Source organism: Streptomyces sp. NPDC059851 (assembly GCF_042732005.1).
Classification (GTDB): domain Bacteria; phylum Actinomycetota; class Actinomycetes; order Streptomycetales; family Streptomycetaceae; genus Streptomyces.
Genome location: NZ_JBHWJJ010000020.1, coordinates 54,586 through 77,529 on the forward strand (window position 1 = coordinate 54,586; position 22,944 = coordinate 77,529).

Here is a 22,944-nt window from a genome sequence, read left to right on the forward strand (position 1 = left end):
AGATGGCCGCACCGCGTCTTGGAAGGAGCACTCGATGACAGCATCGCTGCGCGCATACCTGAACAGCTACGCGGCCGGGGAGGTCAGCCGGGAAGAGATGATCAGCACGGTCGCGGCCTGGCCGTTCGAGGAGCGCGACTTCGACCCCGCCCACACCCTGCCCGACCACCAAGACAACACGACTGACGTTGTGGGACACGCGATGCTCCTCGACAAGATCACCGAGGAGGACTATGAGGAGATCTTCCGCCGCCGGCAGTCCCTCTGACCGAACGGACAAGGGAGAGACCACAACGTGGACGTGCTACGCGCGGAGTACCGCGCCCTCTACCGGCACTTGCAGGAACGACCACCACTGGGGACCTTGCGACCGGGCCGGCCGACACCTACGGCCAGCACCACCGCAACAGAACCTGGACGGTGGAGCGGCGGCGGCTGCACAAGGAGATCCTGGAAGGACGCCACACCGGACGCTCGCCGCGGAGGGCTTCACCCACGTCCTCGCCAAGACCGAGGACCTCGCGCCCGCCGACACCCTGCCCGAGATCCGCCTCGCCGTCATCACCGACCCGGACCGGCGCCACGCCTCCTACTGGGCTACCCCCGCCGAGTCCTTCGACCACCTGCTCGCCATCTGGAACCGCGACGAGGACATGACCGCCGAGCCGGTCGAGTTCACCGACCCCCTGCTCATCGCTGAGACGCGAGCCCGGATCGCCGACACGCAGCGGAACAATGAGCGCCCCTCGACTGTGATGGTCGGCTCAGCCGAGAACGGCCAGTGGGTTAACTGGAACCTCCCCGCCGTCCCGCGTCCGCCGGTTCCCCAGCACCCCCGATTCTGAGAAGGCTGTTGCCGCGTCCGCTCGGTCCCTGCGAGGGAGATCGCATCTCCCCGCTGGCCCGACCGGGCAACCAACGCACACAGCTGGCCCGTTCCCAGCGTCGGCGCACCTTTCGACGACCCAAGACAGGAAATACCCATGTCCCAACAGTCAGACCCCTACGAGCACACCCCGACCGCCATGGTCTTCGACGTCTTCACCGAGGTCTCCAACGAGCTGGTCGGCCTGCTGACACACAGGTCCGACGCCGCAACAGATCCGGCCGAGCGCGAGTTGTGGTGGCAGCGCGTCCTTGGCGTCCGTGACGCCCGCCGGGCTGCGGACCCGCAGAACCGCCCTGCGCTCCTGGAACACATCACCGACTGGAAGCTGGAGATCGAGCAGCTGAAGGCGGCCCGGTGACCGACCCCAGCGCCTACTTCCTCACCGAGACACAGTTAAGGGACCGCTTCGAGGAACGCGTCAGAGAGTTCGTCTTCGACGGCTTCGAGCCTCAGGAGACCCCGGCCCTGGTCCTGCTTGGCGGACAGCCCGCGGCTGGGAAGAGCCAAGCGATGGCCGCCACTGTCCGACGGCACGGTGGCACGCTCGTCCCCCTCACCGGTGACGAACTGCGCCCGCTCCACCCCCGCTACCAGGAGCTCCTCGCCGAGGACGCGCAGACCCGCGAGACGGCCACAGCCCAGTTCTCCGGGGCGATGGTCCGAATGAGTATCGAGCACGCCCTCGACGACGGCTACGGCCTGCTGCTGGAAGGGGTCTTCCGGGACCCGAGGATGACGATTGGGACCGCCGAGCGATTCGCCGCAGTGGGCCGCCCCGTAGGGGTCGTCGCGCTCGCCGTACGTGAGGAACGCAGTCGGCTCGACGCCCTCGACCGCTTCCTCGAGGGTGGCCGCTGGACTCCACCTGAGCTCCAGGACTTGGCCTACGGAAAGGTGCCGGAGACCGTCGCGGCCGCCGAGCAGAGTCCGGCCGTAACCTCGGTCGTCATCACCAACCGTTCTGCCGCCAACCTCTACAGCAGCAAACGCGGCCCCGATGGCCTGTGGCCGGAAGGCCCCGGGGCCGTCCCGGTGCTGGAGAGCGAACGCGCGAAGCCGATGCCAGTGGACGAGGCTGTCTCGTGGCTCGAGAAGTACCGCACGGTCCTGGTCGAGATGGCCGCCCGGGGCGAGACCACCGACAAGAGCCGCCCCGTACTGCGACGACTCTCCCAGGATGCCGAAACCGTCGCTGCTATGGCCTCACCCGACCCGAGTGGCTCCGTCCGTCAGCAGTACGAGGCGACCAAGCCTCTGCTGAGCCTTCTCATCGAGAACTCTGTGGCGACGGGCCCCACCCCGCTCGCACTCTTCCTCGACCTTCCTGCCACCCCGCAGGGCAGGGACGAGAGTCGGAGACGCGACCAGCTCACCCCAGCCACCAGAGCCGCCGAGGACAAGCTCCGCAGTAGGTTCGCGGCGGCCCGCCAGCACCACGGCACCGGCCCCGCACCGGAAGCCTCCCGCCGGCCGAACGCGAGCGCGGCCCGGGCGCGCTCCACCACCACCCGCGGTCGTCCCGCGCCCTCCGCTGGCACCGGAAGCACTCCCGGCCGGGAGGCCCCGCAGCCGCCCGCTCCTGAACGACGCAGGGGCCGAAACCTGTAGGCCCTGCTTCGCCCCCTCCCCATGGGCAGCCGTAACACTTCACTCCTACATCATCTTCTGATTGCTGGAACGCAACCAGCACTGACCAACCACAAGGAAGCACACCATGCAGTCACTGCGGACCTACCTGGCCAGCTACGCGGCCGGAGACATCGACCGGGCCGTATAGCCGCGTTCTATCTGGCCGAATAGACCACCGACCCGGGCCGGGCCGCCCCGGCCCGGACGACAAGGAGATCCAGGGGTACCTACGAGACCGACCTCGCGGCCGCGAAGCGCTCGCGCATGGCGTGGGGCTGTACGTGCGGGGCCGACAACCCGGCGACGTACGACGTCTGCCACGACTGCGGCCGCCCGTCGTGGTCCTGCGCGGCCTGCGGCAACGTCAAACCCTCCGCCCCCAGCGACTGCGACAGGTGCGGCGGCACGATGCCCGCCGAGCTGCTGGGCGACCGCGAGGAGGGGTTCGAGATGGCCTACGAGGAGTGGATCGCCACCCAGGTCGGCCCCCGCCTCGTCGGTGGCCGGTACGACCACGGCCACGCCGGGAGCACCTACGAGGTCCTCGCGATCGAGCGCGACCCGCGCCCGCCCGGTGTCTGGTGGCTTTATCGAGCAGTAGTGAAGCCACTTGAGTTCCAGGACCATCGCCGAGGAGTTCGCGCTCGAACAGCCGCTGCTGATGCCGCTTCCCGACGAGCCATGCGAGATCGGGCGGCTCTTCACCCGGCGGGTCGACCGCTACGGCCAGATCCCGGTCCGCACGAACCGCTTCTCGGTCCCCATCCGGCTGATCGGCAACGGGTCAGAGTCATCCTTCACGCCTCTCAGCTGGTGGTTTACGACCAGAACGTGAAAGTCGCCCGGCACGAACGCCTGATCGCCAAAGGAGCGGTCCGCCTGGAGCTGGACCACTACCTGGAGGTCCTCGTCCGCAAACCCGGCGCCTTCCCCGGCTCCACCGCCCTCGAACCGGCCCGCTCAGCAGGCACGTTCACCCCGGTCCATGACGCCTGGTGGACGTAGGTCATGAAGATCCATGGCGAGCGAGACGGCACCCGCGCGCTGATCGAGGTCCTGCTGCTCGGGAGGAACATGCCGCACGAGCACGTCGTCGCCGGCCTGGCCGCGGCCCTTCGAGCCGGGGCCATGACCGCAGACGCGGTCGCGCTGGAAGCCGCAAAGCCGCTCAGGCCGAGACCGAGCCCGCACAGGATCCCCGCGGGCCCGGCCAGCCGTCGGCGACAGTGACGTCCCTGCACGAGTGGCGGCTCGCGCACCTTCCACCCGACACCAGGCCGCTGCCCTCGGTGACCCACTACGACCAGTTGCTCCGACACCGCCGGGCAAGCGGCGGTGACCACCGGGAGGAAGGAGCACGATGACCCTCCCCCGCCAGCGAGGCGTGACCGAGCAGGCCGCCGACGCCGCCATCGACTCCGCCTGCCGCCTGCTGCGGCTGCCGTCGATCCGCAACGAGTTCTCCGACATCGCCGACCGAGCGATGAAGGACCAGATGACCTACCGCGGCTTCCTCGGCGAACTGCTGATGGCCGAGTGCGACGACCGGGCTCGCCGCCGCTCGGAACGGCGGATCAAGGCGGCGAACTACGGCCGCGTCGACCTCCTCTGCATCGACGAACTCGGCTATATCGAACTCGACCGTCACGGCGCCGAACTCCTGTTCCGGGTTGTGACCGAACGCGAGGAGAAGAACAGCGTCGCCATCGCCTCCAACGAGTCATTCGGAATAGCGCACATGTTCCGGCGAACCCGTGCCAGGTGCTGCCGAAACTTCACGGGTTCGATGGTGTCGAGGGGGCTGCCCAGTCGCCTCGATGTTCGCGCCACGCGGTCCTGAGGGCTTCGAGCTCGGTTCGGGGGAAGTGCTCACCCCACTTGCCGCGGTATGCGCTCTCGCCGTACTCCCTCACGACCTCGTCGAAGCAGCGGATCACTGCTCGGGCAACGACGTCGATGTTCTGCTGGGTGGACCATATCTCGGTCACCGTGTTGTCGTGGTCTCTGCCGTTGGCCAGCTCCAGCAGGCGGATCCACACGTTGGTGCCTTCACGGTAGAAGATCCATCGGAAAGCGGTGGGCTCGGCCTCGAACTGCGCTCGACATTCGGTCTGGCCGACGATCAGACGTGTTGCTGCCGTCAAGAGATCTTCGGGGGCAGTGGTGATGCAGTCCGGGTCGCACATGTACGTCGCGCATCCTCCGTCTGAGGCATCAAGCACCATGTGCGGGTATCCCTTTTCGTGGGCCGATCTATGGCAGTCAGGGCAGTCGATGGCGCTGGGACACCCGCCGACGATCGCGCCCGGCCACTGCCTTTCGGCCCATTCCCACGATGGGATCGTGCGTGTGCATTCGCAGTAGGTTTCGACGCATGTGTTTGTTTCGGGGGCAGCGGGTTCGAGCCTGCTGCGTGGCCGCTCGTACACCTTGGCCTCGGTGTGTCTCCTGTACGCCCGTATCGCGAGGGCCGCGAGTAGCGGGAAGGCCACCACACTGGCGAACGCGGCCACGACCACCTAGGTCAACTCCGGGGCCGACCCAAATGGCAAAGCCCAAGACGATCACACCCCCTAGAACACGAAGACTCTTCTGACCCCATCTTCTGCGGGACGTCCGCCGTAGCATCGTGAGTCTCCTCAGCAGCCACTCATCGAGCCCACTCGACCCGACCCCGGCCTCGGGGAACATCGGTAGAGCGGTTCGGTGAGAACGATCATGTGATCTGACCTGTCGATAGCGTCACAGGTAGGCGTCACGCGGTGACGCCTACTGAACGCGAACGCCTCCGCCACGCCCTCGTGCGGCACCGCGGCGAGCAGTAACGGCTGTCCGAGCGCTTCCGGGTGTGGTGTCGCTGGCGTACCAGGTGTCTCCGCACTCCGGGCAGCGGAACCGGGGCCATGGGTGCCTGCGGCCCTCGATCAGGGCCCGGTATGCCTCGCCGCCGGCGTCGATCGCCGCCCAGCGGGCCCGGGTCACCCGCCAGGCCCTCGTACGACAGGCCGCCCCGCAGTACCGGCGCGACCGCCTGCTGCCCTCGGGCAGCTCCATGCCGCACTGGCCGCACCGCCGGATGTTCCTCCTGGCCATACCTCCGGGGTCCTCCCATCCGATGGTGCAGGCCAGCCAGGGCCAGTCAGGCGTCTGTGTCGTGGGCCTGTGCGAGCAGCTGGGCCACCACGTCGTCGGAGCGGTCCTGAGCCGGACGGGCCAGGTCGTCCAGCACGGTGTCGCCGCCGAGGACCTGCGCGGTGAGCCGTTCCATCAGCTCCGGGTCGGTGCCGCTGCCGGGCCCGGTAATGCGGGCGCGGACCGGGCGGCGGGGGCCGATGACCTGCACGTCATCCGGCATGGCGTCGTCCTCGGCCTCGGCGAGCGCCCGATACAGCGAGGCGACCGAGGGGTGGCGCCCAGCGTTCTTGCCCGCAGTCCCCGACTATGGCGGGGCCGTATCTCGTCGTTCGCAGCCATCTCTCTCCTGGTCCCCTTTCCCGAGGGGACCAGGCAGCGGTCAGGGTATCGGCCGGGGCGCCAGGCCCGGGCCGCTCAGCCGTGCGGGGCCGACCAGCACCCGTGGCCCACGCCCCCAGGCCGCCGCTGGGGCTTGCTCGCGGGTTCGGCGGCGGCCTTCGGGGATCTGAGTGAAGGGTCAGCTGCGGCGGCGCTTGACGATCAGCGTGCCCGCGAGGCCGAGGCCCGCGGCGACGACGGCGCCGAGTGCCAGCCACTGCCAAGGCAGGCCCGCTTCCTCAGACGCAGCTTCCGCCGGGGCCGCAGCGGTCTGCCCGGTGCTGGCGGTCGGGGTGGGCGTGTTCGTGGGGGCCGGGGCCAGGGGGTCGACGTCAGGGGCCCCCGGGTTGCCCGCCTTTTCGAGCAGGACCATGCGCGGGCGGACCGCCCCGTAGCCGATCCGGTCGTTGCGCTTGGAGCCGTCGACGGGGCCGCCGGCAGTCTCGATGAGGACGCGGGCGACTTGATTTGCGGTCCAGTCGGGGTGAGCCGACCATACGAGCGCGGCGGAGGCGGAGGCCAGAGCAGTCGCGTACGAGGTGCCTCCGTCAGCCACGCACCAACGGGTGTTCTCCTTGCAGCGGACCCGGGCCTTGCTGCCGTATGCGGACAGGTCCGTCTCCGGCCCGTAGGAGCTGAGCTTCAGCGGCATGGCCTTCTCGTCAATGGCTCCTACGCCGATGACTCCCGGCAGCATGGCGAGCAGGTTGCCCGCGTTGTTGCCCTCCCCCTCATTTCCCATGGCAGCGAAGACCAGTACGCCCTTGCTCTGAGCGTACTGGACAGCCGACTTGAGCTTTTCGAAAGCGTAGTGGTCGCCCCAGCTCAAGTTGATGATCTTGGCCCCGTGGTCGGCCGCGTACCGGATCCCCTGGGCACCTTCGCCGCCTGCGGCAAAGGCCAGGGGCATGCCGATGCTGGTGCGGACGGGCATGACCTTGGCGCCGGGAGCCAGACCCTTGGGGCCGCCTCCTGAGCCGTCGCCGACGATCGCCGCGGTCATGGTGGTCCCGTGCCCGGCGACATCGTCGTGCGGCGAGTACTTCTTGTCCGGCTGCTCGACCGGCGGCTCTATGACCGACACGCCTGGAAGGACGGACTCGCTCCGCACGCCCGGGACCTCCTTGAAGCCGCTGTCGACGACGGCCACCGTGATGCCGCTGCCGTCTGCCACCTTCCACAGCTCTTCGGCTTTCATGACCTTGAGGTAGTCCGGCGGGTCGCTGTCGGCTGCCGCCGGCATCACCGTGCCGACGCCGACCGCCCACGCCACGACTACGACGCCCACCGCCCTCCACCACGAACCTCGACGTATGGTGCCTTGCATCTCTGCCCCCTTGATGTACGTGCGCTGCGATCTCGCGCAGACCCACCTCATCACACGGCACTCCGACCGCGGGCACCCTACCCGTCCCCGAGGCCATGCAAGTCACCTTCACCCTCCGCTCTGAGCCGGGGCGGGCGCGGTGGCCCCGGCTGGCACAGGGCGCTTGTTCGAGGGGACGCCGGACCTTCCGGACGTGGCCGCGTACTGGCCACAGGGTCGTGGACTCAGCGACCCTCAGAGCAACACACGGGATGTCGCACACTCGATCGCGAGGGAGACCCGGGCTACCGATGGCCAGCCCGCGGGCTGGCCGGGCCCCCCGACGCAGACAGGGAGGTCGAGCCGGGCCCCGGTCACACCCGGGGCTCATCCTCGGGAGGAATAGTGCTGAGCAGCCCCGGCTAGGGCACCAGCACGCCCCGGCCCGCCCACGGGCAGTGCGCGCCGCTGTGGGACACGGGATGGCGGTGGGCGGGCACCCTGAGGCTGTAATCGTGTCCGGCCTGCCCGCCCGTCGCCGACGGCCGGCACATGAGGCCCTCGGGCGGCCGGAGCGTGGAGAAGAAGACCCCTACCCGTGTGGCCGAAGCTCGGGCGTACGGGGTGACTTGGCGTCAGGTCCGGGTCTACCGCCTCGGATATCGCACATTATCCGAGGCGATCCGCGCCCGGCCATCGATGCCACTCCATCGTGTGTAGAATTTTGACCAGGTTCTACAGGTTCTAGATGGACACATTGCGCTTCGGCATGCTCGGTAGATGCAAAACAAGGAGAACCAGGGGAGAATTCACCGGGAGGCTTCATGAAGATCACTATCGAAGGCGCCTCTCCGGAGTTCGAGCGCAAGTTCCTCGCGCTCGTCGCCGACCACCGCCACGAGCTGACCCTCACGGTCGGCACCGAGTGGACACCCGACCGGGCTGTGTCGTACCTGACCTCCCTGCCGGCCAACGCGCTGCGGTTCGCCCGGCTCGTCGTGGAGGCCGACGGGACGAGGGGCGCCGATCAGCTGCGCGAAGAGTTCCACGGCGAGCTCCGCGGCCCGACCATCGCCCTGTCCCGGGCCGTATCGCGCGGCGTCCGCAGGGGCTGGTGGCCCGAGGGCACCGCGGCCCCCATCACGCCCCAGTACGACCCCGACCACCCCAGCTGGCAGAAGGCCATCGCCTACCGGATGGTCAGCGAGAACGTGCCCGTCTTTCGGGAGGCCTTTGCGGCCGTCGACGGCCGGACCCTACCGGCATGACAGAAGGGACCCACCCGATGAACTCGTTGCGCGCCTACCTGGCCAAGTACGCGGCCGGACAGGTTAACCGAGAGGAGATGCTCGACACCGTCGCGGCCTGGCCGTTCGAGGAGACCGTGTTCCACCCCACGCACACCCTGCCCACTCACCAGGACAACACCACCGACGTCCTGGCGGCGGCCGTGCTCAACGACCAGATTTCCGAGGCGGACTACGAGGAGATCCTGCGTCGGCGGAAGCGCTGAGACGTCGGATCACAGGGGGAAAGCACCGAGCGTGGAAGCACTGAACGACCGGTATCGGGTTGTCTATCGGCACCTGCAGGATCGCTTCACCAGGGGGGACCTGGCCACCGGCCCGGACGACACCTACGGGCGGCACCGCAAGGACGGCGCCTGGACGATTGAGCGCATGCGCCTGCACCAGGCGATCCTCGACGAGGCGAAGGCGGCGTGCGCCGGTCTGCCGCGCGGCGGCAAAGCAGTGCTACTGACCTCGGGGCCGCCCGGCGCTGGCAAGGGCGAGGCACAGGGTCTTCTCCGTGCCCGCCAGGGCGACGGCACCGAACTCGGGCAGGCCCTGTCCGAGGCCCACGGGGTGGGACCCGAGGAGTACGTCGTCCTGGACCCCGACCGCTTCAAGGAAGCCCTCTTCCGGCACGGCGGTACCCCCACGCTCGCGCCCGAGGCGTATGTCCTGCCGGGCGGACTCCGGCTGGCGCCGGCCGAGTTGGCACCGCTGGTGCATCGGGAAAGCGCCTACCTGCGCGACACCTTCGAGGACTGGGCCCGGTCGGAGAACCTCAACCTGCTCTACGACGGCGTCATGGCGGACTATGACTGGACGGCGACCATGCTCGGCGATCTGGCACGCAAGGGGTACGCCGACCGTGTCGTGCTGAGCGTCGAAGTGCCCATGCAGACGTCGCTGGAGCAGAACGCGCTGCGGTGGCAGAAGGGACGACTCCGCTTCGACGCGGGAGCCGACTCCTACGGCGGCCGCATGGCCCCCGAGTACCTCATCCGCGCCCTCTACCCGCAGCAGGCGGCGGACGCCTCGTTCTCCGCCGCCCGCGCCAACGCAGACCGGCTCTACGCCGAGGGCGCCATCACCGGCCTCATCAAGGTCGACCGCGGGGCCTGGTCCGAAGAACCCGCCCCGAGTCCGCTCGCCCCCGTCATGCGCCACAAGAGCGTCGAGGGCGACATGCGCGTGAGTGCCACCGCCGCCCCGACGCCGGGACGGCCCTCCAGCGCGGCGGCCCGGTCCAGGTCGACGACGGTCCGCAAGACCCCGGGCAGCCCGGCCCGCCCTGCCACCCCCAAAGCCGCCGATCAGCCGCCGCACCTGCGCCAGATAGGTCCGAAACCTGGTCGGACGCGCTGAAGTACAGGCTCCGTGCTGGCCTCGGAACCTTGCCCTACCCTCCGTTTGAAGCCTGTTCGACTGCTTCTGCACGTCGGGCCGCCGACCCGGACCTCGGGCGGCAGGGGCTTGGGCCTCAGCCGCCGGCCGGGGCGGCGCCAGCACTCACGACCGGCCCCAACCTCGACGTTCCCCGTCACCGCCGCCATGAACGCCGCACGCGCTCGTGCGGCGTTCATGGCGGCGGTGTCGCGTGCAGTGTTCGGCCTCGGGGATCAGCGGAACAGCCGTTAGCGCTAAGGGACGATCTTGCCGCCTACCACAGTGATCGCCTGTGGGGCCGGGTTTCGGCGGGAGATCGTATGAGCGGGTCGGTCGGGGGCTACCGTCCGCCGCGTGCCGGTGGAGTTTCTGACTGATGAGCAGGCCGAGGCGTACGGACGGTTCGTTGAGGAGCCGACGCGCCCGGAGATGGAGCGGAGCCTTCTACCTCGATGACGTGGACCGGAGACTGATCGGGAATCGGCGGGGTGATCACAACCGGCTGGGCTTCGCGCTGCAGATGTGCACCGTCCGGTACCTGGGGCTCTTCCTGGAGGACCCGCTGGACGTGCCGTGGCCGGTGGTTGCGTACGTGGCCGAGCACCTGGGCGTCGAGGACCCCTCGGTGGTGAAGCGATACACCGAGCGGCAGATGACGGCGTACGAGCACGCCTGGGAGATCCGGGACGCCTACGGCTACCACCAGTTCGAGGATGCGGAGTGGGGCCGGAAGTTCCGTACGTTCCTGCACGGGCGGGCGTGGACGCACGCCGAGGGGCCGGTGGCGTTGTTCAACCAGGCGGTCGGCTGGCTGCGGCGTCACCGGGTGCTGCTGCCGGGCGTCTCGGTGTTGGCCCGGCAGGTCGCCGAGGTGCGGAAGGTCGCGGAGATGCGGCTGCACGCGACCGTGGCGAACGCGACCCGGCGGGCGGACGGCGCGCTGCCCGGGGACCTGGTTGCGCTGCTCGAAGTGCCGGAGGGGCGGCGGGTGTCGGAGCTGGAGCGGCTGCGCCGGCCGCCGACGCGCACGACCGGCACCAGCATGGCCAAGGCCCTGGAGCGGGTGGACGCGATCTCCGCCTTCCGGCTGGGCCGGGTGAAGGTGGACAAGGTGCCGCCGAACCAGCTGGCGACGCTGGCCCGGGTCGGGCTCGGCTCGAAGGCACCGATCCTTCAGCGCACCCCGAGCCGAAGCGCACCGCGCTGCTGACCTCGGTGGTGCGGCACCTGGAGGCATCCGCGATCGACGACGCGCTGGACGTGTTCGCGCTGCTGATGCAGGTGAAGCTGCTGAACGCGGCGAAACGGGCCACAGACAAGGACTGGCTGGCCGCCCGGCCCCGCCTGGCGAAGGCGTCCCGTGCGGTGCGGGCGGCCTGGCGGCTGTGGAGCGGGCAGCTGGACCTGGCCTGCGAGGCCGGCGCCGACCTGGACGCGGCGGCGATGTTCCTGGCGTTGGAGGCCGAGGTGGGCCCGCGCGAGGAGGTCGAGGCCGCGGCCCGGCTGCTGGACGAGATGCTGCCGCCGGGCGATGACGAGACCGAGGCGGAGATGCGCCGCCAGCTGGCCGGCCGCTACAACACCGTGCGCCCGTTCCTGTCCCTGCTCGGCGAATCCTCGGCGCTGGGCGCGGCCTCTGGCGGCAAGCGGGTGCTGGAGGCAGTGAAGCGCCTGCCCGCGCTGTCGCGGCGCAAGGTGAAGGCCAAGCCGCTGCTGCCGCGCGAGATCGACCAGAAGCTCGTGCCGCTGGCGTGGAAGAAGGCGGTGTTCTCCAACCCCGAGCTGCCGCAGGGGGCGGTGGACCGCGACGCCTACGTGGTGTGCGTGCTGGAACAGCTCTACCGGGCGCTCGGGCGGCGCGACGTGTTCGCCTCCCCGTCGAACCGCTGGTCCGACCCCAGGGCCCGGCTGCTGGACGGGCCGCAGTGGGAGGCGGTGCAGGCGGACGTGCTGCACGGACTGAGCCTGGATCAGCCGGTGGCCGAGCACCTGGCCGAGCGGTGCGGGCGCTGGACGCGGCCTGGCAGCTGATGGCCGAGCGGCTGGAGGAGGCCGGCCAGGAGGCGAAGCTGTCCTTCGAGGTGCAGCCGAACGGCCGGTTGAAGCTGAACGTGGACCGGCTCGGCGCGCTCGGCGAGTCGAAGTCGCTGAAGTGGCTGCGCCGGACCACCGCGGCGATGCTGCCACGGATCGACCTGCCGGACCTGCTGTTCGAGGTCGATGGGTGGACCGGGTTCCTGGACGCCTTCGTCCACCTCGGGGACGGCCGCACCCGGATGGAGAACCTGAAGACCTCGCTGGTGGCGCTGCTGGTCTCCGAGGCGTGCAACATCGGCTACACACCGGTCATCGACGCGAACGACGAGGCCCTGACCGGGCCAGACTGGCGCACGTGAACCAGTACTACCTGCGGGCCGACACGATCGCCGCCGCCAACGCCAGGCTCATCACGGCCCAGAGCCGGGTGCCGATCGTCGCGCACTGGGGCGAGGGCCTGCTGGCCTCGGTGGACGGGCTGCGGTTCGTGGTGCCCAAGCGCACGATCAGCGCCGGGCCGTCGCCCAAGTACTACCACTTCAAGCGCGGCATCACGTGGCTGAATGCCGTGAATGACCAGGTTGCTGGCATCGGGCAGATGGTGGTGCCGGGCACCCCGCGCGACTCGCTGCACATTCCTGCCGGTCACCTGGGACGCGCTCCAGGACTACCTCGACGGACGCACCGAGGGGTGGCTGTTCTGCACGGCCACCGGGCCAGCTCCACGAAGCGGCCGTCTGGCGTCTGTGTGCCGCGCTCGCCCGGCGCGCTCCCGCATGGCGTCAAGGGTGACGTGACGGGGTCACCCACGCCCTGGCCAAGCCGGACGCACGCCCGGACAAGGTGCAGAGCTGGGCCGACCACAAGGATTCGCGCACCACCCAGCGCTCCAACCAAGCGCAGGCAACTCCTCGACGACAGCCCCGGCTACGGCCTCGGTGCCAACCTCGCCGGCGCCCTGACGCACGAGGCCGACTAAGAAGTCATCTCATTTGGACGCTTGGGTAGGCTGTCGGTCGCGGTGGGGATTGTTGAGCGGCTGGTGCCGGATGAGTTGTGGGTGCTGTTCCAGCGGGTGGTGCCGGAGGCGCCGTCGCGGCCTCAGGGTGGTGGTCGGCGCCGGCACGGTGACCGGGAGGTGCTCGCTGCGATCGTGTTCGTTGCCACCTCGGGTTGTACCTGGCAGCAGCTGCCTGCGGCATCGTTCGGGCCGTCGGGGGCGACAGCCCACCGGCGCTTCTCCGAGTGGACGAAGGCACGCGTCTGGGCCAAGCTGCACCGATTGGTCCTCGACGAGCTCGGCGCCCGCGGCGAGCTGGACTGGTCCCGCTGCGCGATCGACTCGGTGAACCTGCGGGCCCTGAAAAGGGGGACCTGACAGGTCCGAATCCCGTCGACAGAGGCAAGTACGGCTCGAAGATCCACTTGATCACTGAGCGGACCGGTCTGCCCCTCTCCGTCGGAATTTCGGGCGCGAACCTGCACGACAGCCAGGCTCTCGAACCCCTCGTTCGCGGCATACCGCCCATCCGCTCCCGCCGCGGGCGCCGACGGCGCAAGCCCGCCAAGCTCCACGCCGACAAAGGCTACGACTACGCCCACCTGCGGAAATGGTTACGCGAACGCGGCACCACACACCGCATCGCCCGCAAGGGCATCGAGTCATCGCAGCGGCTGGGCCGCCACCGCTGGACCATCGAACGCACCATGGCCTGGCTCGCCGGCTGTCGCCGACTCCACCGCCGCTACGAACGCAAAGCCGAACACTTCCTCGCCTTCACCAGCATCGCCTGCACCCTCATCTGCTACCGCAGACTCGCCAAATGAGATGACGTCTTAACGACCCCGCCGCCGAGCGGCAGGCCACCGCCGAACGCACGGTCCTGCGCCAGCTGGGCGGCCTCTGCAACGCCCCGCTGGCCGGCTTCGCCACCGTCGGCGACGACGGGCAGATCACCGTCCGCGCCTCCGCATTCTCCCCTGACGGCCGCGTACTGATCGACGCGATCCACACCGGTTCGGGCCCGAAGAGGCGGCGATGGCGGTTTGCCGAAGGCTGATCCGGCACGGCGCTCGACAGCTCGGTCCCAACGCCGCACGGGCCGATGAAGACGACCGCGGCCACGCGTCTAGGTGATCGCGCCTGCCCCTGTCGGAAGGCTTCGCCGACAGGGGCAGGGGTTCTCAGTCTTCTGGGCGGTTCCAGGCGCTGGGGACGGTGCTGGGCATGCGGTGGTCGACCTGGTGCTCGCCCTTGGTGCAGCCTGCGAACGGGCCCGTGGAGGCCCGCAGTTCGCGTAGGCAGGGGTCGAGGTGGTCACGGTGCCACGCTGAGGGGCCGGTGTAGCCGCAGGTGGCTGGGTCGGTCAGCTCCTGCCAGGCCAGCCACAGCGCGTGGAGTCGGGCGATGGCGACGGGGTGCTCGAACCACAGGTGGCACCAGCGGGCGTCAGAGCTCGGCTCGCCCAGGTAGCCGGGGACGAGTACTCCCTCCACCCACTCGATCAGGGCGCGTAGCTCCTCGTCGTACTGCGGCGGGTCGAGCAGCAGGATGAAGGGCGGGAACTGCCAGTCGTCGTCCTCGGCTTCAGCGTCTTCCTCGGGTTCGTCGCCGGCGTCCGCGTCGTCGTCCGCCGAGGCCTCGCCCACGTCGCCGTCGGCACCCTCGGTCAGAGCCTTGACCTGCGCGTTCAGTGCGGCAAGCTGGGCCTTGAGGTCCTCGATGTCCTGGAACAGCCCGACAGGCACTTCGAATTCCGGGTCAGGCACGACGGGCCGCCTTCCGGGCCTCGTGCTCGGCGACGGCACGCTTGGTGATGGAGAGCTCTTCGGCGGCCATCTGCGGGCCGAGGTGGGCCATGGACTCCTCCTCGTACCAGGGGCGCAGGGCGAGCTGGGCGACGGGCATGCCGGTGGCCATCAGCAGGGCGCTGCCCTTCTTCATGGCGCGGATCTCGGCGGGGTCGAGGACTTGCTCGCGTTGTTCGGAGACGCTGCGGCTGTAGCCTTCCTTGCTCTTGGAGTACGAGCCGCGGTCGACGTAGTGGGCGCCGATGAGGGTGCTGATGTCCTGCGCGAACTTGGCGTCGTCGATACCGACGCCGATGATCTTCTTGGTGGCGGCCGACCACATAGAGTCCATGCCGACCTCGCCCCACGCCTTCACGCCCTGCCGGTAGCTCTGGAGGATCACGAAGGGGGTGATCCCGCGGGAGCCGAGGTGGCTGTAGAGGTCGGGCAGGTCTGCGATCTTGCAGATGTTGGCGGCCTCGTCGAGGACGGCCCGCATCGGCTCGGGCAGGCGGCCGCCGTGGCGCTCGCCCGCCTCGGCGCCGGCGGTGAAGACCGCGTCGGCGAGCGCGGCCACGATCGCGCTCGACGGTCCGCCCTTCTTACTCAAGAGGTACAGCGTGTCCTTGCTGGTGGCGAAGTGCTCGGGGTCGAAGCGCGGCCGGTGCTTGTCCGGGGTGACCCACGCGAGGACCTTCTCGTCACGCAGGGCGCTCATGGCCGTGCGGGCGTTCTGGTAGATGCCGGACTGGGTTTCCTCAGCGATGTTGACCGACGAGTCGACCTGCTCCGCGAGCACGGGCTCGTGCTGGTAGAGCACGCGCAGGGGTGCCTTCTCCTTGGGGTCGCTGAGCCACTTCATGACGTCGCGGGCGGTTCCGCCGTCGTGGTAGGCCGCGCGGAACAGCCCGACGAGGAGGTCTGCGGCCGCCTGGGACCAGAAGGGGTCTGCCTGCTCGGACGTGATCTGGTTGACGAAGTGGGAGGCGAGGCGCTCGGCGCCCTCCAGCGTCTCCGCCTGGGCGATCATGTCCCACCACATCTCGCGCTCGGCCCGGGCCACGCCTTGGGTGTCCATGGTCCAGGTCTCACCGAGCCGGCGCCGGGAGATCCGGGTGGCGGCGAAGACGTCGGCCTTGTTGGAGGTCATCAGCAGGGCCGCGGGGGCCTCCTCCGCCACGGGGATAGCCAGCGCGGTGGACTTGCCGGCGCGGGGAGCCATCACCGCAATGTAGGTGTCCTCGTCCGAGCCTCTCAGCTCGACACCGGACGGCATGTGGTCGCCCAGCAGGACCCCGCGGTCCCGCGGCTCGACCTCCTTCGGCTTGCGGTTCCTCAAGGATGCGCGCAAACGGGTGGCGGTGCGCGCCGCGTGCTGGGGGGTGAGGTCGCGGACTTGGTGGAGGGTGGCCAGGCTGGAGGGGTTGCGGAACCATCGGAACGTCACCCTCAGACCCCACACGACCAGGGCGACGACGGCCACGTCCAGGAGGGACGCGCCGACGGCGGAGGCGACCGGCGAGTCCGGCCACACTGCCGTCCAGTCGTTGGCCATCCGGTAGACGGTCAGAGGGGAGACGGGCGCCACCTCCCCGCCGGTCAGTACGGCGCCGGCCGCCGCCCCCGCCCAGGTGGACGCGGACAGCGTCACCACCCCGCCGAAGAGGATGCCTCCGAGGAGCCATGCGCGGTCGTTCTCGGTCATCATCAGGCACCACCCCCAGTGGTCGTTGTCGCCCGGCGGGTGTTGGTGTCCGTGCGGTAGAGGCGCTTCTCGGTGCCGGTCAGCTCCAGGGCCGCCGCGATCCCCGGCCGAGTGCCGATCTTGATCAGGTATTTTCCGCGGCCCGGGTGGCGGGTGCCTTCCTCCTCGGCCGGCCGGACGTCGTCTTCGTCAGTGAGTACGGTGGGGTCGATGTCCAGGCCCGTGGAGGTCGCCGACGACCACGAGCTGATCATCATGCGCTCCTGCTCGGTCAGGCTCCGCTTGCCGGTCACGCGCCGCAGCTCTTCCTCGGAGGACGCGCCGATCACCCAGGTGTCGCAGCGGTCCATCAGGCCGCGGGCCTTGGCCCGATCCTGCTCGGTCGGCAGGGCCTCGACGTCGAGCAGGGAGTGGGTGACGTAGATGGTGACGTCGTCAGTGGTGCGGTTCAGGCGGCTGATGGCGTCCATGGCGTCGACCAGGCCCGGGCCGGACCGCAGGGCCCGCCACATCTCGTCCATGGGCAGAACGAGCTTGCGGTCCATCAGGCCGATCGAGCGTGCCGAGTCGATCGAACTGTAGGTGTATGCCCACGTGGCGATCATGCCCGCGCTGACGACGTCGTTGCCGCGCGCCCGCAGGGCGCTGATGTCGACGGAGACCGCGGGTGCGTTGATGTCCAGGGGTGTGGTGGTGGGCCCGTCGAAGAGCCCGCGCAGCGGGCCACCGATCAGATTGTCGAGCCCGGCGATGACCGACCGGGTCAGGTCCCGGTACCGGTCGCCCTCGGCAGCGAGCTTGGTACGCAGCTCCTCCGGCGCCGCGCGCAACACCTGCACGACGTCCGCGACGATCGGGTCGCTGCCCGGGTCCTGGGCGGCGGAAGCGACGTGGACGGCCGTGTCCAGCGCGCTGCGTTCAATCTCGTCCGGGGTGCGGCCCAGGCCGTGCTTGGTGGACAGCAAGGCGACCAGGGTCTCCAGCCGCCGGCCGTTGAGGACGTCGAGCAGTGCCTGGCGCCGCTCGACCGGCAGCGACGCCACACGGCCCTTGAGCGGCCCGGAGTCCAGCGGGTTGATACGGCCGATGCCGTCACCGATCCGAACGACGGATCCGCCGAGCTCGCCGATCAGGCCCGAGTACTCGCCCTTGACGTCGCCCGGGACGCAGACCATGTGCCCGTAGGCGGAGTAGACCAGGCACACCCGCTTGACCAGCGCGCTCTTGCCCGCGCCGGGCTGGGACATAACCCAGACGCCCGGGTTGGTGGTGAGCTTGCCGGTCCAGCCGGACGGGTCGATGCACACCAGTTCCCCGGTCAGCACGTCCCGTCCGACCGGCACGCCGCGCGGCGGCAGCCCGCTGCCCAGCAGGAACGGGTAGATGCTGCCGACTTGGGTGCTGGGGCCGGTGTAGACGGTGCCCGCATCCTCGACCGGGACGCGGCCGCCGAAGCGGCCGCCCCAGCCGAGCCTCGGGGCGAACCGGGCCCTCAGCTTCTTCTGGGCCTGCCGCTCCTCGCGGGTGGGGCCCTCCTCGACCGTGCGGGTCACGCGCTTGGGCGTGGTCACCGCCGGCGGCTTCGGCTTGCGTGCCATCGTCAGTCCTTCACCAGCGGGTTGTAGCCGAGGGGGAGCCCGGCTGCGAAGACAGCGGACTGGGCTCCATACGCGGGGCGCATCCGGATGCCGCGCGTGGCCTTCACGGCCCGCTCCATCTCCTGGCGGGCGGCTGGCAGGTCGGCGGTGTTGCGGGCGGTGACGGTGACCATCAGCGTCCAGTCCACGACCTGGGCGCCTCCGGCGACCTGGGCGGCTGCCTGCTCCGCCCGGCGGGAGTCGGCCCGCTGGGACCACTTCGCGCGGCCCTTGACCTCGGCGGTTGCCTGCTCGCGCTGGTAGGCGTGGCTGATCTCCCGCTCCAGTACGGCTTCACCCTCGTGCGGATCGAGCACCCGGTAGGCAAGGGTGATGCGCCGCTGGTAGCGGCCGGGGGCCAGCAGCGGCAGCAGCACGCTGTAGGGCAAGGGGCGGCGCGGCATCTCGCGCAGCACCCAGGAGACGGACACGCCTCCGTCGTGCGCGTACTCCTCCCAGTTGTCGTCGGCGGCCTGCGGCCCGCACTCCGACCACGACAGGTCCTCGAACTCCGCGTCACGGGCATTGAATACGGCCGGGTCGTACGCAGATCGCACCAGGCGGCGCAGGTCGACGTCGGTGGCGCGGCGCTCGATGTCGGTCCCAGTGCCGGAGAGGTCCAGCGAATCGACGACCTTGAGCGCTTCCGCGACCTGCTCGGCCAGGTCGACCGGCGGGTTCACGGAGGCGTTGGGGTCCACCGTGACCGACATCCACGGCGCCACCGAGGCGGTGGCGTGCGGGGTGGTCCGCACGAGCTCGTCGACGATCTGCTTCGCAAGACGCGGCGCGTTCGGATCCGTGCGGGCGTTCACGTCATCGCCGAGGGCCTCGCCGGCACCGGGGGTGATCTGGATGGTGACGCTGGCCCCCTTGACCTGCTCGTCCGTACTCATCGCCTCCAGCACCGACGACCAGGTACGCAGGCTGCTCTGCACGGCCCCGGTGGGGGCCATCAGGCTGCCGCCGGGGGCGAGCAGCGTGCTGATCGTCATGTATCCCGTCACCCGGTCGTGCACGACACCGACACTCCGGCCCGTGGTCGGGTCGTGCGCCTTGATCAGAGTGGAGGAAGCACCCACCCCGGGCAGATCCAGCGCATACGGGTGCGGCAGCAGCAGCCGCCGGTAGGACGTGGCCTCGACCCGCGAGGCCCGCCGCCAGGACGCCTTCGCCCAGTAGTAGGCCAGCGCCGACATCCCGTGACGGCGGGAGGCGGCCAGCCCGAGGACGACGAGCGTCACCGGCAGCGTGACCAAGAGTGTGGCCGGTGCCTGGGTGGCGATCAGGCCGTCTGCCAGCAGCACCATGGCAGCAACGATCGTCGCCCCCTTGGACAGCCCGCCGAGCCCAAAGCTCCGGCGCACCCGGAAGCCCTCGACCATCAAGGTGCGGGGCACCTCATGAGCACTCACTGCTGATTGCCTCCGCCTACTTGTCCGCCCGCGCCCTGGATGGTGTCGTTGACCCCGTCGAAGACCTGGATGCCGGCCTCGATCGCCAGGCCCGCAGGCCCGCCGGCCGCGCCTGCACCAGTGGTGGTCGCCGTGCCGGTTGTAGTTGCGGTCTCGGTCCCCGCACGCGCCACGCCGTCAGGGCCCGTGCTCTGGTTGGGCACGCTCGCGTTTGTCTCGTTGCGAACCGGCCGGTCCCCGCCGCCCTGCCTGGCCCTCTCCTGCTCGACGTACCGGGCGTACTTCACGGCCGTGTTCGGCCCGTCGGGGTCAGGGTCGGGGTCTGGGTCTCGGGGGTCGGGGCCTTTACCACCGCGACCACCACCGCCGAATCCGCCGCCGCTGCCACCGTCACCACCGCCGAACTTGCCGGCAAAGAAGGACGTGGCAGCACCGAGAGCGCCGCCCATGCCGCCAGCAGCCATCCCGCCGCCGACCGCCGCGCCGAACGGCGCAAAGACCTTGCTCAGCGGGCCGGGCGCGAGGATCGCAAGGATCAAGGTGGCGCAGCCCCGCAGCCACTCCGCCAGCGTCTCGGAATGACCGAACTCGGCAAATCCGACACACATGATCAAGGCCAGCATCGGCTTGTAGGCCACGATGACGAGCCCACTCGTGATCAGCTTGGGCGCCCACTGGCGGGTGACATCCCCGCCTGCCCGCCCTCCGCCAGCCACCGGCAGGAGCAGGCAGATGATGGGAATGGCACTCTGTCGCAGGAACACCATGATCAGCTGAACAAAACCGACAATCACCAGCAGTTGGACCACGCCCAGCATGAGGACGGGGTTGCCGATGCCCTTCGGGATCATCACGGCAATGATCCGCTCGAAAGCCTGGTCGTCATCCTCGAAGACACCGTTGACCAGGCCGGTGCTGAAGGCGTCACCGATCGTCAGCAGGGTCGCGAAAAGCGATACGCCGATGATCGACAGCACCATGTTCTCTACCCAGCCAAGCATCGCCCTGCCGGCATGCTTGGCCTGACCTGTCAGCGCCATCTTGCCGAGCTGCCACATCACCCCGGCCGCGGCAATCACCAGCCCCAGCCATACGAGCATGCCGGACAGCGATGACTTCCCGCCCCACAAGCCGGTTCCCTTGAGGTCCAGCGACGGGCCCATGAGGGCGACGGAGAGGACCTTCTTCAGGATGAACTTCGCCACGTCTTCGGCGGACTTGATGATGTCGCCGAGGGGACCCTTCCAGACGTTGTCCCACTCCTGCTTGATCTTCTTCTCTACCGCGGAGCCGAGCTTGTCGCACAGCGACTCGTTCTTGACCGCCTTGTAGAGCGTGTCCATCAGGCCTGCGCCGCTGAACTTGCACGCGGCGGAGGCCCCTTTACTGATGGGTCCGTCGGCGGCCGCTGGCTGCGGTGCAGACAACGATATGCCGAGCACCGCGACCAGGACGAGCAGCAGGGCCGTCAGGCGACCTCTCATGACGCCTCCCGGATCGCCGTCCATCCAGCCGAGTTGAAGACGGCATCGCCAGGAGCGGCCATCGCCGGCGGTTCCTGGCCCTGAGTTGCCTGCTGCGCTCGCTCAGTGGCAGCCATCGTCAGTCGCCAGTCACCGTCCTGCCACTGCACTCCGACCGGAGTCCTGGTGTACGAGCTGGTCTCCTGCGCCATCTCGCCCGTCTTCTGCACCACGCGCGCAAGAAGCCACACGGAGACCTCATCAGACGCCGACTTGATGATCTTGTATCCGACAACGTGGTTACGCACGTACGCACCCGGCGGCAGCGGCTGGCCCGGCTGAACGCCCGCTTCCTGGGCGAGGTTCTTGTCGGTCTCTCCAGCGGCAAGCTCTACTTGCTGCGCCGCCCGCGAGGACTGGTCAGCCTTGCTGAGGTACGAGTAGTAGATCCGCAGCTGCTCATCGACGGTAGTCCTACCCGCTCCGATGGTGCTGCGGTTGGCAGTTGCCGCCATACCAACCGCGCCCTCGGGCGTGTGCGGGAAGCCCACCTGGCTGCCGCGCTCGTCTGTGCGTTCCCCACGCGGCAGCGCACTCCAGCGCAGCGGCTCCGTCCAGTCCTTCGGCTGTGCATACATCGGCAGCGGGCTGGCGGGGCCGGACGCGCTTGGGCTGGTTCCTCCCTTCGTCGGCGCGTCCTCACCGCCGCCCTCCCCGGACAGCAGCGAGTAGCCAGTAAGAGCGAGAACAGCTGCGAGCGCCACTCCGGCGATCCACGTGCCCTTGGTGTTCCAGGCCCCCCTGGTACGCGACATGTCAGCCCCCTGCAATGCCGTTGAGGATGGTGATCAGCGAACCGGCCAGCAGGATCGTTGCGACCCCGCCGCCCATCCACTTGAACGGCTCCGAGCCCCCGCCCGACCGCGACTTGTCCGAGACCGCGAGCTTGTAGACACCGAACCCGGTCCCTCCGACCCCCGCGAGAATCAGCAGCCACAGGCCGTAGCCGAAAATCTTGGAGACGGGTTCACTCATCCCGTCGATCGGGGTCGGCTTCGACTGCGGGATGAGGCCGTCGGCCAGCGTGAAGAACTCCATGGTCATGCTCATCGTGTGGTTCCTTCCATCGTGCGCCGCAGCTTCTCCGCCGCGGAGCGAACGTCCTTCAGCTCCAGCGCCTCGTCCGGGCCTGCAACGGCTCGCAGCACCGGCAGGTACGGCACGCGCACCACCCCGGCCAGGCGGCCTTCGAGAGCACGCACCAGGTACCGCGCGTCAGCCGCCGGGCGGACCGGGGCGTCGGAGACGAGGACCAGCCACGGCTTTGGCAGGGGGCCCCAGCGCTGTAGTAGCTCCTCCACGTGCTTCGCGCCGTACACGGTGGTCTCCGCCAGAAGAACCGGCTCGGCGCCGTAGGGAACGGACTCTCCTGGCGCCAGAAGCCGGGCCCGCTCGCCACCCGAATCGTCGTCGAGCATCGCGGCGACAGTAGCGACTGCAATCCCGAAGCAGTGCACCGGAATGCATGCGTACTTCAACGCTGTGCCGTCCCTGGCAGCCGTCTGCGCATGGCTGATCACTGCTCAACTCCCCCATCAATGCACGGCCTAGCAGCACCTGGGCCCGTGGGACTACAGAGGCTAGCGTGACCCACTGTCAGCCTGACGTGCGATTATGCCTTGATCCAGAACAGCGACCACCAGCCGCTGCGCGCCGACGCCCGTATCCAGGACAGGGGGAACACCAAAGGAACTCAGCCAAGCTCCAGCGAAACGCCAACGGCGCCAGAGGGAACACCACGGAAGCAGTGGCCGAAAAGCTCTGCAAATCAGGGACCGCTACCTCACGGTACGGCCGCACCCACGCCAGCGCCGCAAATCAAGAC

24 protein-coding genes and 2 pseudogenes are annotated in these 22,944 nt (G+C 69.3%); 14 read left to right on the plus strand and 12 right to left on the minus strand.

All coding sequences use genetic code 11. The features are described 5' to 3' along the window. The first annotated feature begins 34 nt into the window (after positions 1-34). From ACFV7Q_RS09820 to ACFV7Q_RS09835, 4 genes are all read left to right on the plus strand, one after another. The gene (locus ACFV7Q_RS09820) at positions 35-268 is read left to right on the plus strand and encodes a hypothetical protein (RefSeq protein ID WP_385426006.1); all 234 of its coding nucleotides are present in this window, start codon (positions 35-37) and stop codon (positions 266-268) included. After that, the gene (locus ACFV7Q_RS09825; protein ID WP_385426009.1) at positions 234-845 is read left to right on the plus strand and encodes a hypothetical protein; all 612 of its coding nucleotides are present in this window, start codon (positions 234-236) and stop codon (positions 843-845) included. The genes ACFV7Q_RS09820 and ACFV7Q_RS09825 overlap by 35 nt, the downstream gene beginning before the upstream one ends. Before the next feature lie 138 nt (positions 846-983). Next, positions 984-1,247: a hypothetical protein gene (locus ACFV7Q_RS09830; RefSeq protein ID WP_385426012.1), complete on the plus strand. Its 264-nt coding sequence runs from the start codon at positions 984-986 to the stop codon at positions 1,245-1,247. After that, entirely contained in the window at positions 1,244-2,497 is a 1,254-nt protein-coding gene (locus ACFV7Q_RS09835; protein ID WP_385426014.1) for a zeta toxin family protein, read from the plus strand. Before ACFV7Q_RS09830 ends, ACFV7Q_RS09835 begins: the two co-directional genes overlap by 4 nt. Positions 2,498-2,745: 248 nt before the next feature. Here ACFV7Q_RS09835 and ACFV7Q_RS09840 read toward each other — a convergent pair whose 3' ends face one another. After that, positions 2,746-2,886 carry a hypothetical protein gene (locus ACFV7Q_RS09840; protein ID WP_385426016.1) on the minus strand — a complete coding sequence of 47 codons (141 nt, stop codon included), beginning with the start codon at positions 2,884-2,886 and terminating at the stop codon, positions 2,746-2,748. Positions 2,887-3,128: 242 nt separating this feature from the next. Between ACFV7Q_RS09840 and ACFV7Q_RS09845 the strand changes: the two genes are divergently transcribed. The 4 genes from ACFV7Q_RS09845 to ACFV7Q_RS09860 all read left to right on the plus strand — a co-directional run bounded on the left by ACFV7Q_RS09845 (position 3,129) and on the right by ACFV7Q_RS09860 (position 4,358). Further along, a complete protein-coding gene (locus ACFV7Q_RS09845; protein ID WP_385426019.1) occupies positions 3,129-3,353 on the plus strand; it encodes a hypothetical protein in 225 nt (74 codons plus the stop codon). After that, positions 3,350-3,523 (plus strand): hypothetical protein, encoded by a 174-nt coding sequence (locus ACFV7Q_RS09850; protein ID WP_385426022.1) that lies wholly within the window; start codon positions 3,350-3,352, stop codon positions 3,521-3,523. Before ACFV7Q_RS09845 ends, ACFV7Q_RS09850 begins: the two co-directional genes overlap by 4 nt. Positions 3,524-3,526: 3 nt before the next feature. After that, complete coding sequence (locus tag ACFV7Q_RS09855; protein ID WP_385426025.1) at positions 3,527-3,748, plus strand: hypothetical protein; 222 nt, start codon at positions 3,527-3,529, stop codon at positions 3,746-3,748. Between the two features lie 130 nt (positions 3,749-3,878). Continuing rightward, positions 3,879-4,358 carry an ATP-binding protein gene (locus ACFV7Q_RS09860; RefSeq protein WP_385426027.1) on the plus strand — a complete coding sequence of 160 codons (480 nt, stop codon included), beginning with the start codon at positions 3,879-3,881 and terminating at the stop codon, positions 4,356-4,358. Here ACFV7Q_RS09860 and ACFV7Q_RS09865 read toward each other — a convergent pair. The 3 genes from ACFV7Q_RS09865 to ACFV7Q_RS09875 all read right to left on the minus strand — a co-directional run bounded on the left by ACFV7Q_RS09865 (position 4,294) and on the right by ACFV7Q_RS09875 (position 7,319). Next, a complete protein-coding gene (locus tag ACFV7Q_RS09865) occupies positions 4,294-5,031 on the minus strand; it encodes a hypothetical protein (RefSeq protein ID WP_385426030.1) in 738 nt (245 codons plus the stop codon). The two genes, ACFV7Q_RS09860 and ACFV7Q_RS09865, sit on opposite strands and share 65 nt — an antisense overlap. A gap of 626 nt (positions 5,032-5,657) precedes the next feature. Then, a complete protein-coding gene (locus tag ACFV7Q_RS09870) occupies positions 5,658-5,873 on the minus strand; it encodes a hypothetical protein (protein ID WP_385426032.1) in 216 nt (71 codons plus the stop codon). A 297-nt stretch (positions 5,874-6,170) separates the two neighbouring features. After that, positions 6,171-7,319 (minus strand): S8 family serine peptidase, encoded by a 1,149-nt coding sequence (locus ACFV7Q_RS09875; RefSeq protein WP_385426034.1) that lies wholly within the window; start codon positions 7,317-7,319, stop codon positions 6,171-6,173. 842 nt (positions 7,320-8,161) lie between these two features. Here ACFV7Q_RS09875 and ACFV7Q_RS09880 point away from each other — a divergent pair. From ACFV7Q_RS09880 to ACFV7Q_RS09905, 6 genes and pseudogenes are all read left to right on the plus strand, one after another. Next, positions 8,162-8,605 (plus strand): hypothetical protein, encoded by a 444-nt coding sequence (locus ACFV7Q_RS09880; RefSeq protein WP_385426037.1) that lies wholly within the window; start codon positions 8,162-8,164, stop codon positions 8,603-8,605. Further along, positions 8,602-8,850, plus strand: coding sequence for a hypothetical protein (locus ACFV7Q_RS09885; RefSeq protein WP_385426039.1), 249 nt, complete (start codon positions 8,602-8,604; stop codon positions 8,848-8,850). The genes ACFV7Q_RS09880 and ACFV7Q_RS09885 overlap by 4 nt, the downstream gene beginning before the upstream one ends. 31 nt (positions 8,851-8,881) lie before the next feature. Continuing rightward, complete coding sequence (locus ACFV7Q_RS09890; protein ID WP_385426042.1) at positions 8,882-9,991, plus strand: zeta toxin family protein; 1,110 nt, start codon at positions 8,882-8,884, stop codon at positions 9,989-9,991. 375 nt (positions 9,992-10,366) lie between these two features. Beyond that, positions 10,367-12,686 (plus strand): annotated as a pseudogene (locus tag ACFV7Q_RS09895) (Tn3 family transposase); the annotation flags it as partial. Positions 12,687-13,076: 390 nt separating this feature from the next. Beyond that, positions 13,077-13,876 (plus strand): IS5 family transposase gene (locus ACFV7Q_RS09900; protein WP_385426098.1). Its coding sequence is split into 2 segments (ribosomal slippage): positions 13,077-13,416 and positions 13,416-13,876, totalling 801 coding nucleotides; the frame shifts between segments, so codons are not numbered across the junction. 44 nt (positions 13,877-13,920) lie between these two features. Next, a pseudogene (locus ACFV7Q_RS09905) lies at positions 13,921-14,109 on the plus strand (hypothetical protein); the annotation flags it as partial. Positions 14,110-14,233: 124 nt separating this feature from the next. Here the strand turns inward: ACFV7Q_RS09905 and ACFV7Q_RS09910 are convergent. Genes ACFV7Q_RS09910 through ACFV7Q_RS09945 form a run of 8 tightly spaced genes read right to left on the minus strand, consistent with a single transcriptional unit; the run spans position 14,234 to position 22,639 of the window. Continuing rightward, a complete protein-coding gene (locus tag ACFV7Q_RS09910; protein WP_385426045.1) occupies positions 14,234-14,818 on the minus strand; it encodes a DUF4913 domain-containing protein in 585 nt (194 codons plus the stop codon). Continuing rightward, a complete protein-coding gene (locus tag ACFV7Q_RS09915; protein ID WP_385426047.1) occupies positions 14,811-16,547 on the minus strand; it encodes a type IV secretory system conjugative DNA transfer family protein in 1,737 nt (578 codons plus the stop codon). The genes ACFV7Q_RS09910 and ACFV7Q_RS09915 overlap by 8 nt, the downstream gene beginning before the upstream one ends. Continuing rightward, complete coding sequence (locus tag ACFV7Q_RS09920; protein WP_385426050.1) at positions 16,547-18,142, minus strand: ATP-binding protein; 1,596 nt, start codon at positions 18,140-18,142, stop codon at positions 16,547-16,549. The genes ACFV7Q_RS09915 and ACFV7Q_RS09920 overlap by 1 nt, the downstream gene beginning before the upstream one ends. Before the next feature lie 2 nt (positions 18,143-18,144). Continuing rightward, positions 18,145-19,596 (minus strand): SCO6880 family protein, encoded by a 1,452-nt coding sequence (locus ACFV7Q_RS09925; protein ID WP_385426053.1) that lies wholly within the window; start codon positions 19,594-19,596, stop codon positions 18,145-18,147. Further along, the gene (locus ACFV7Q_RS09930) at positions 19,593-21,104 is read right to left on the minus strand and encodes a hypothetical protein (protein WP_385426056.1); all 1,512 of its coding nucleotides are present in this window, start codon (positions 21,102-21,104) and stop codon (positions 19,593-19,595) included. Before ACFV7Q_RS09930 ends, ACFV7Q_RS09925 begins: the two co-directional genes overlap by 4 nt. Continuing rightward, positions 21,077-21,874 (minus strand): hypothetical protein, encoded by a 798-nt coding sequence (locus ACFV7Q_RS09935; protein ID WP_385426058.1) that lies wholly within the window; start codon positions 21,872-21,874, stop codon positions 21,077-21,079. Before ACFV7Q_RS09935 ends, ACFV7Q_RS09930 begins: the two co-directional genes overlap by 28 nt. Before the next feature lies 1 nt (position 21,875). Beyond that, on the minus strand, positions 21,876-22,169 hold the full coding sequence (locus ACFV7Q_RS09940) for a hypothetical protein (RefSeq protein ID WP_385426061.1): 294 nt from the start codon (positions 22,167-22,169) through the stop codon (positions 21,876-21,878). Next, entirely contained in the window at positions 22,166-22,639 is a 474-nt protein-coding gene (locus ACFV7Q_RS09945; RefSeq protein ID WP_385426064.1) for a hypothetical protein, read from the minus strand. Before ACFV7Q_RS09945 ends, ACFV7Q_RS09940 begins: the two co-directional genes overlap by 4 nt. Between the last annotated feature and the right edge of the window lie 305 nt (positions 22,640-22,944).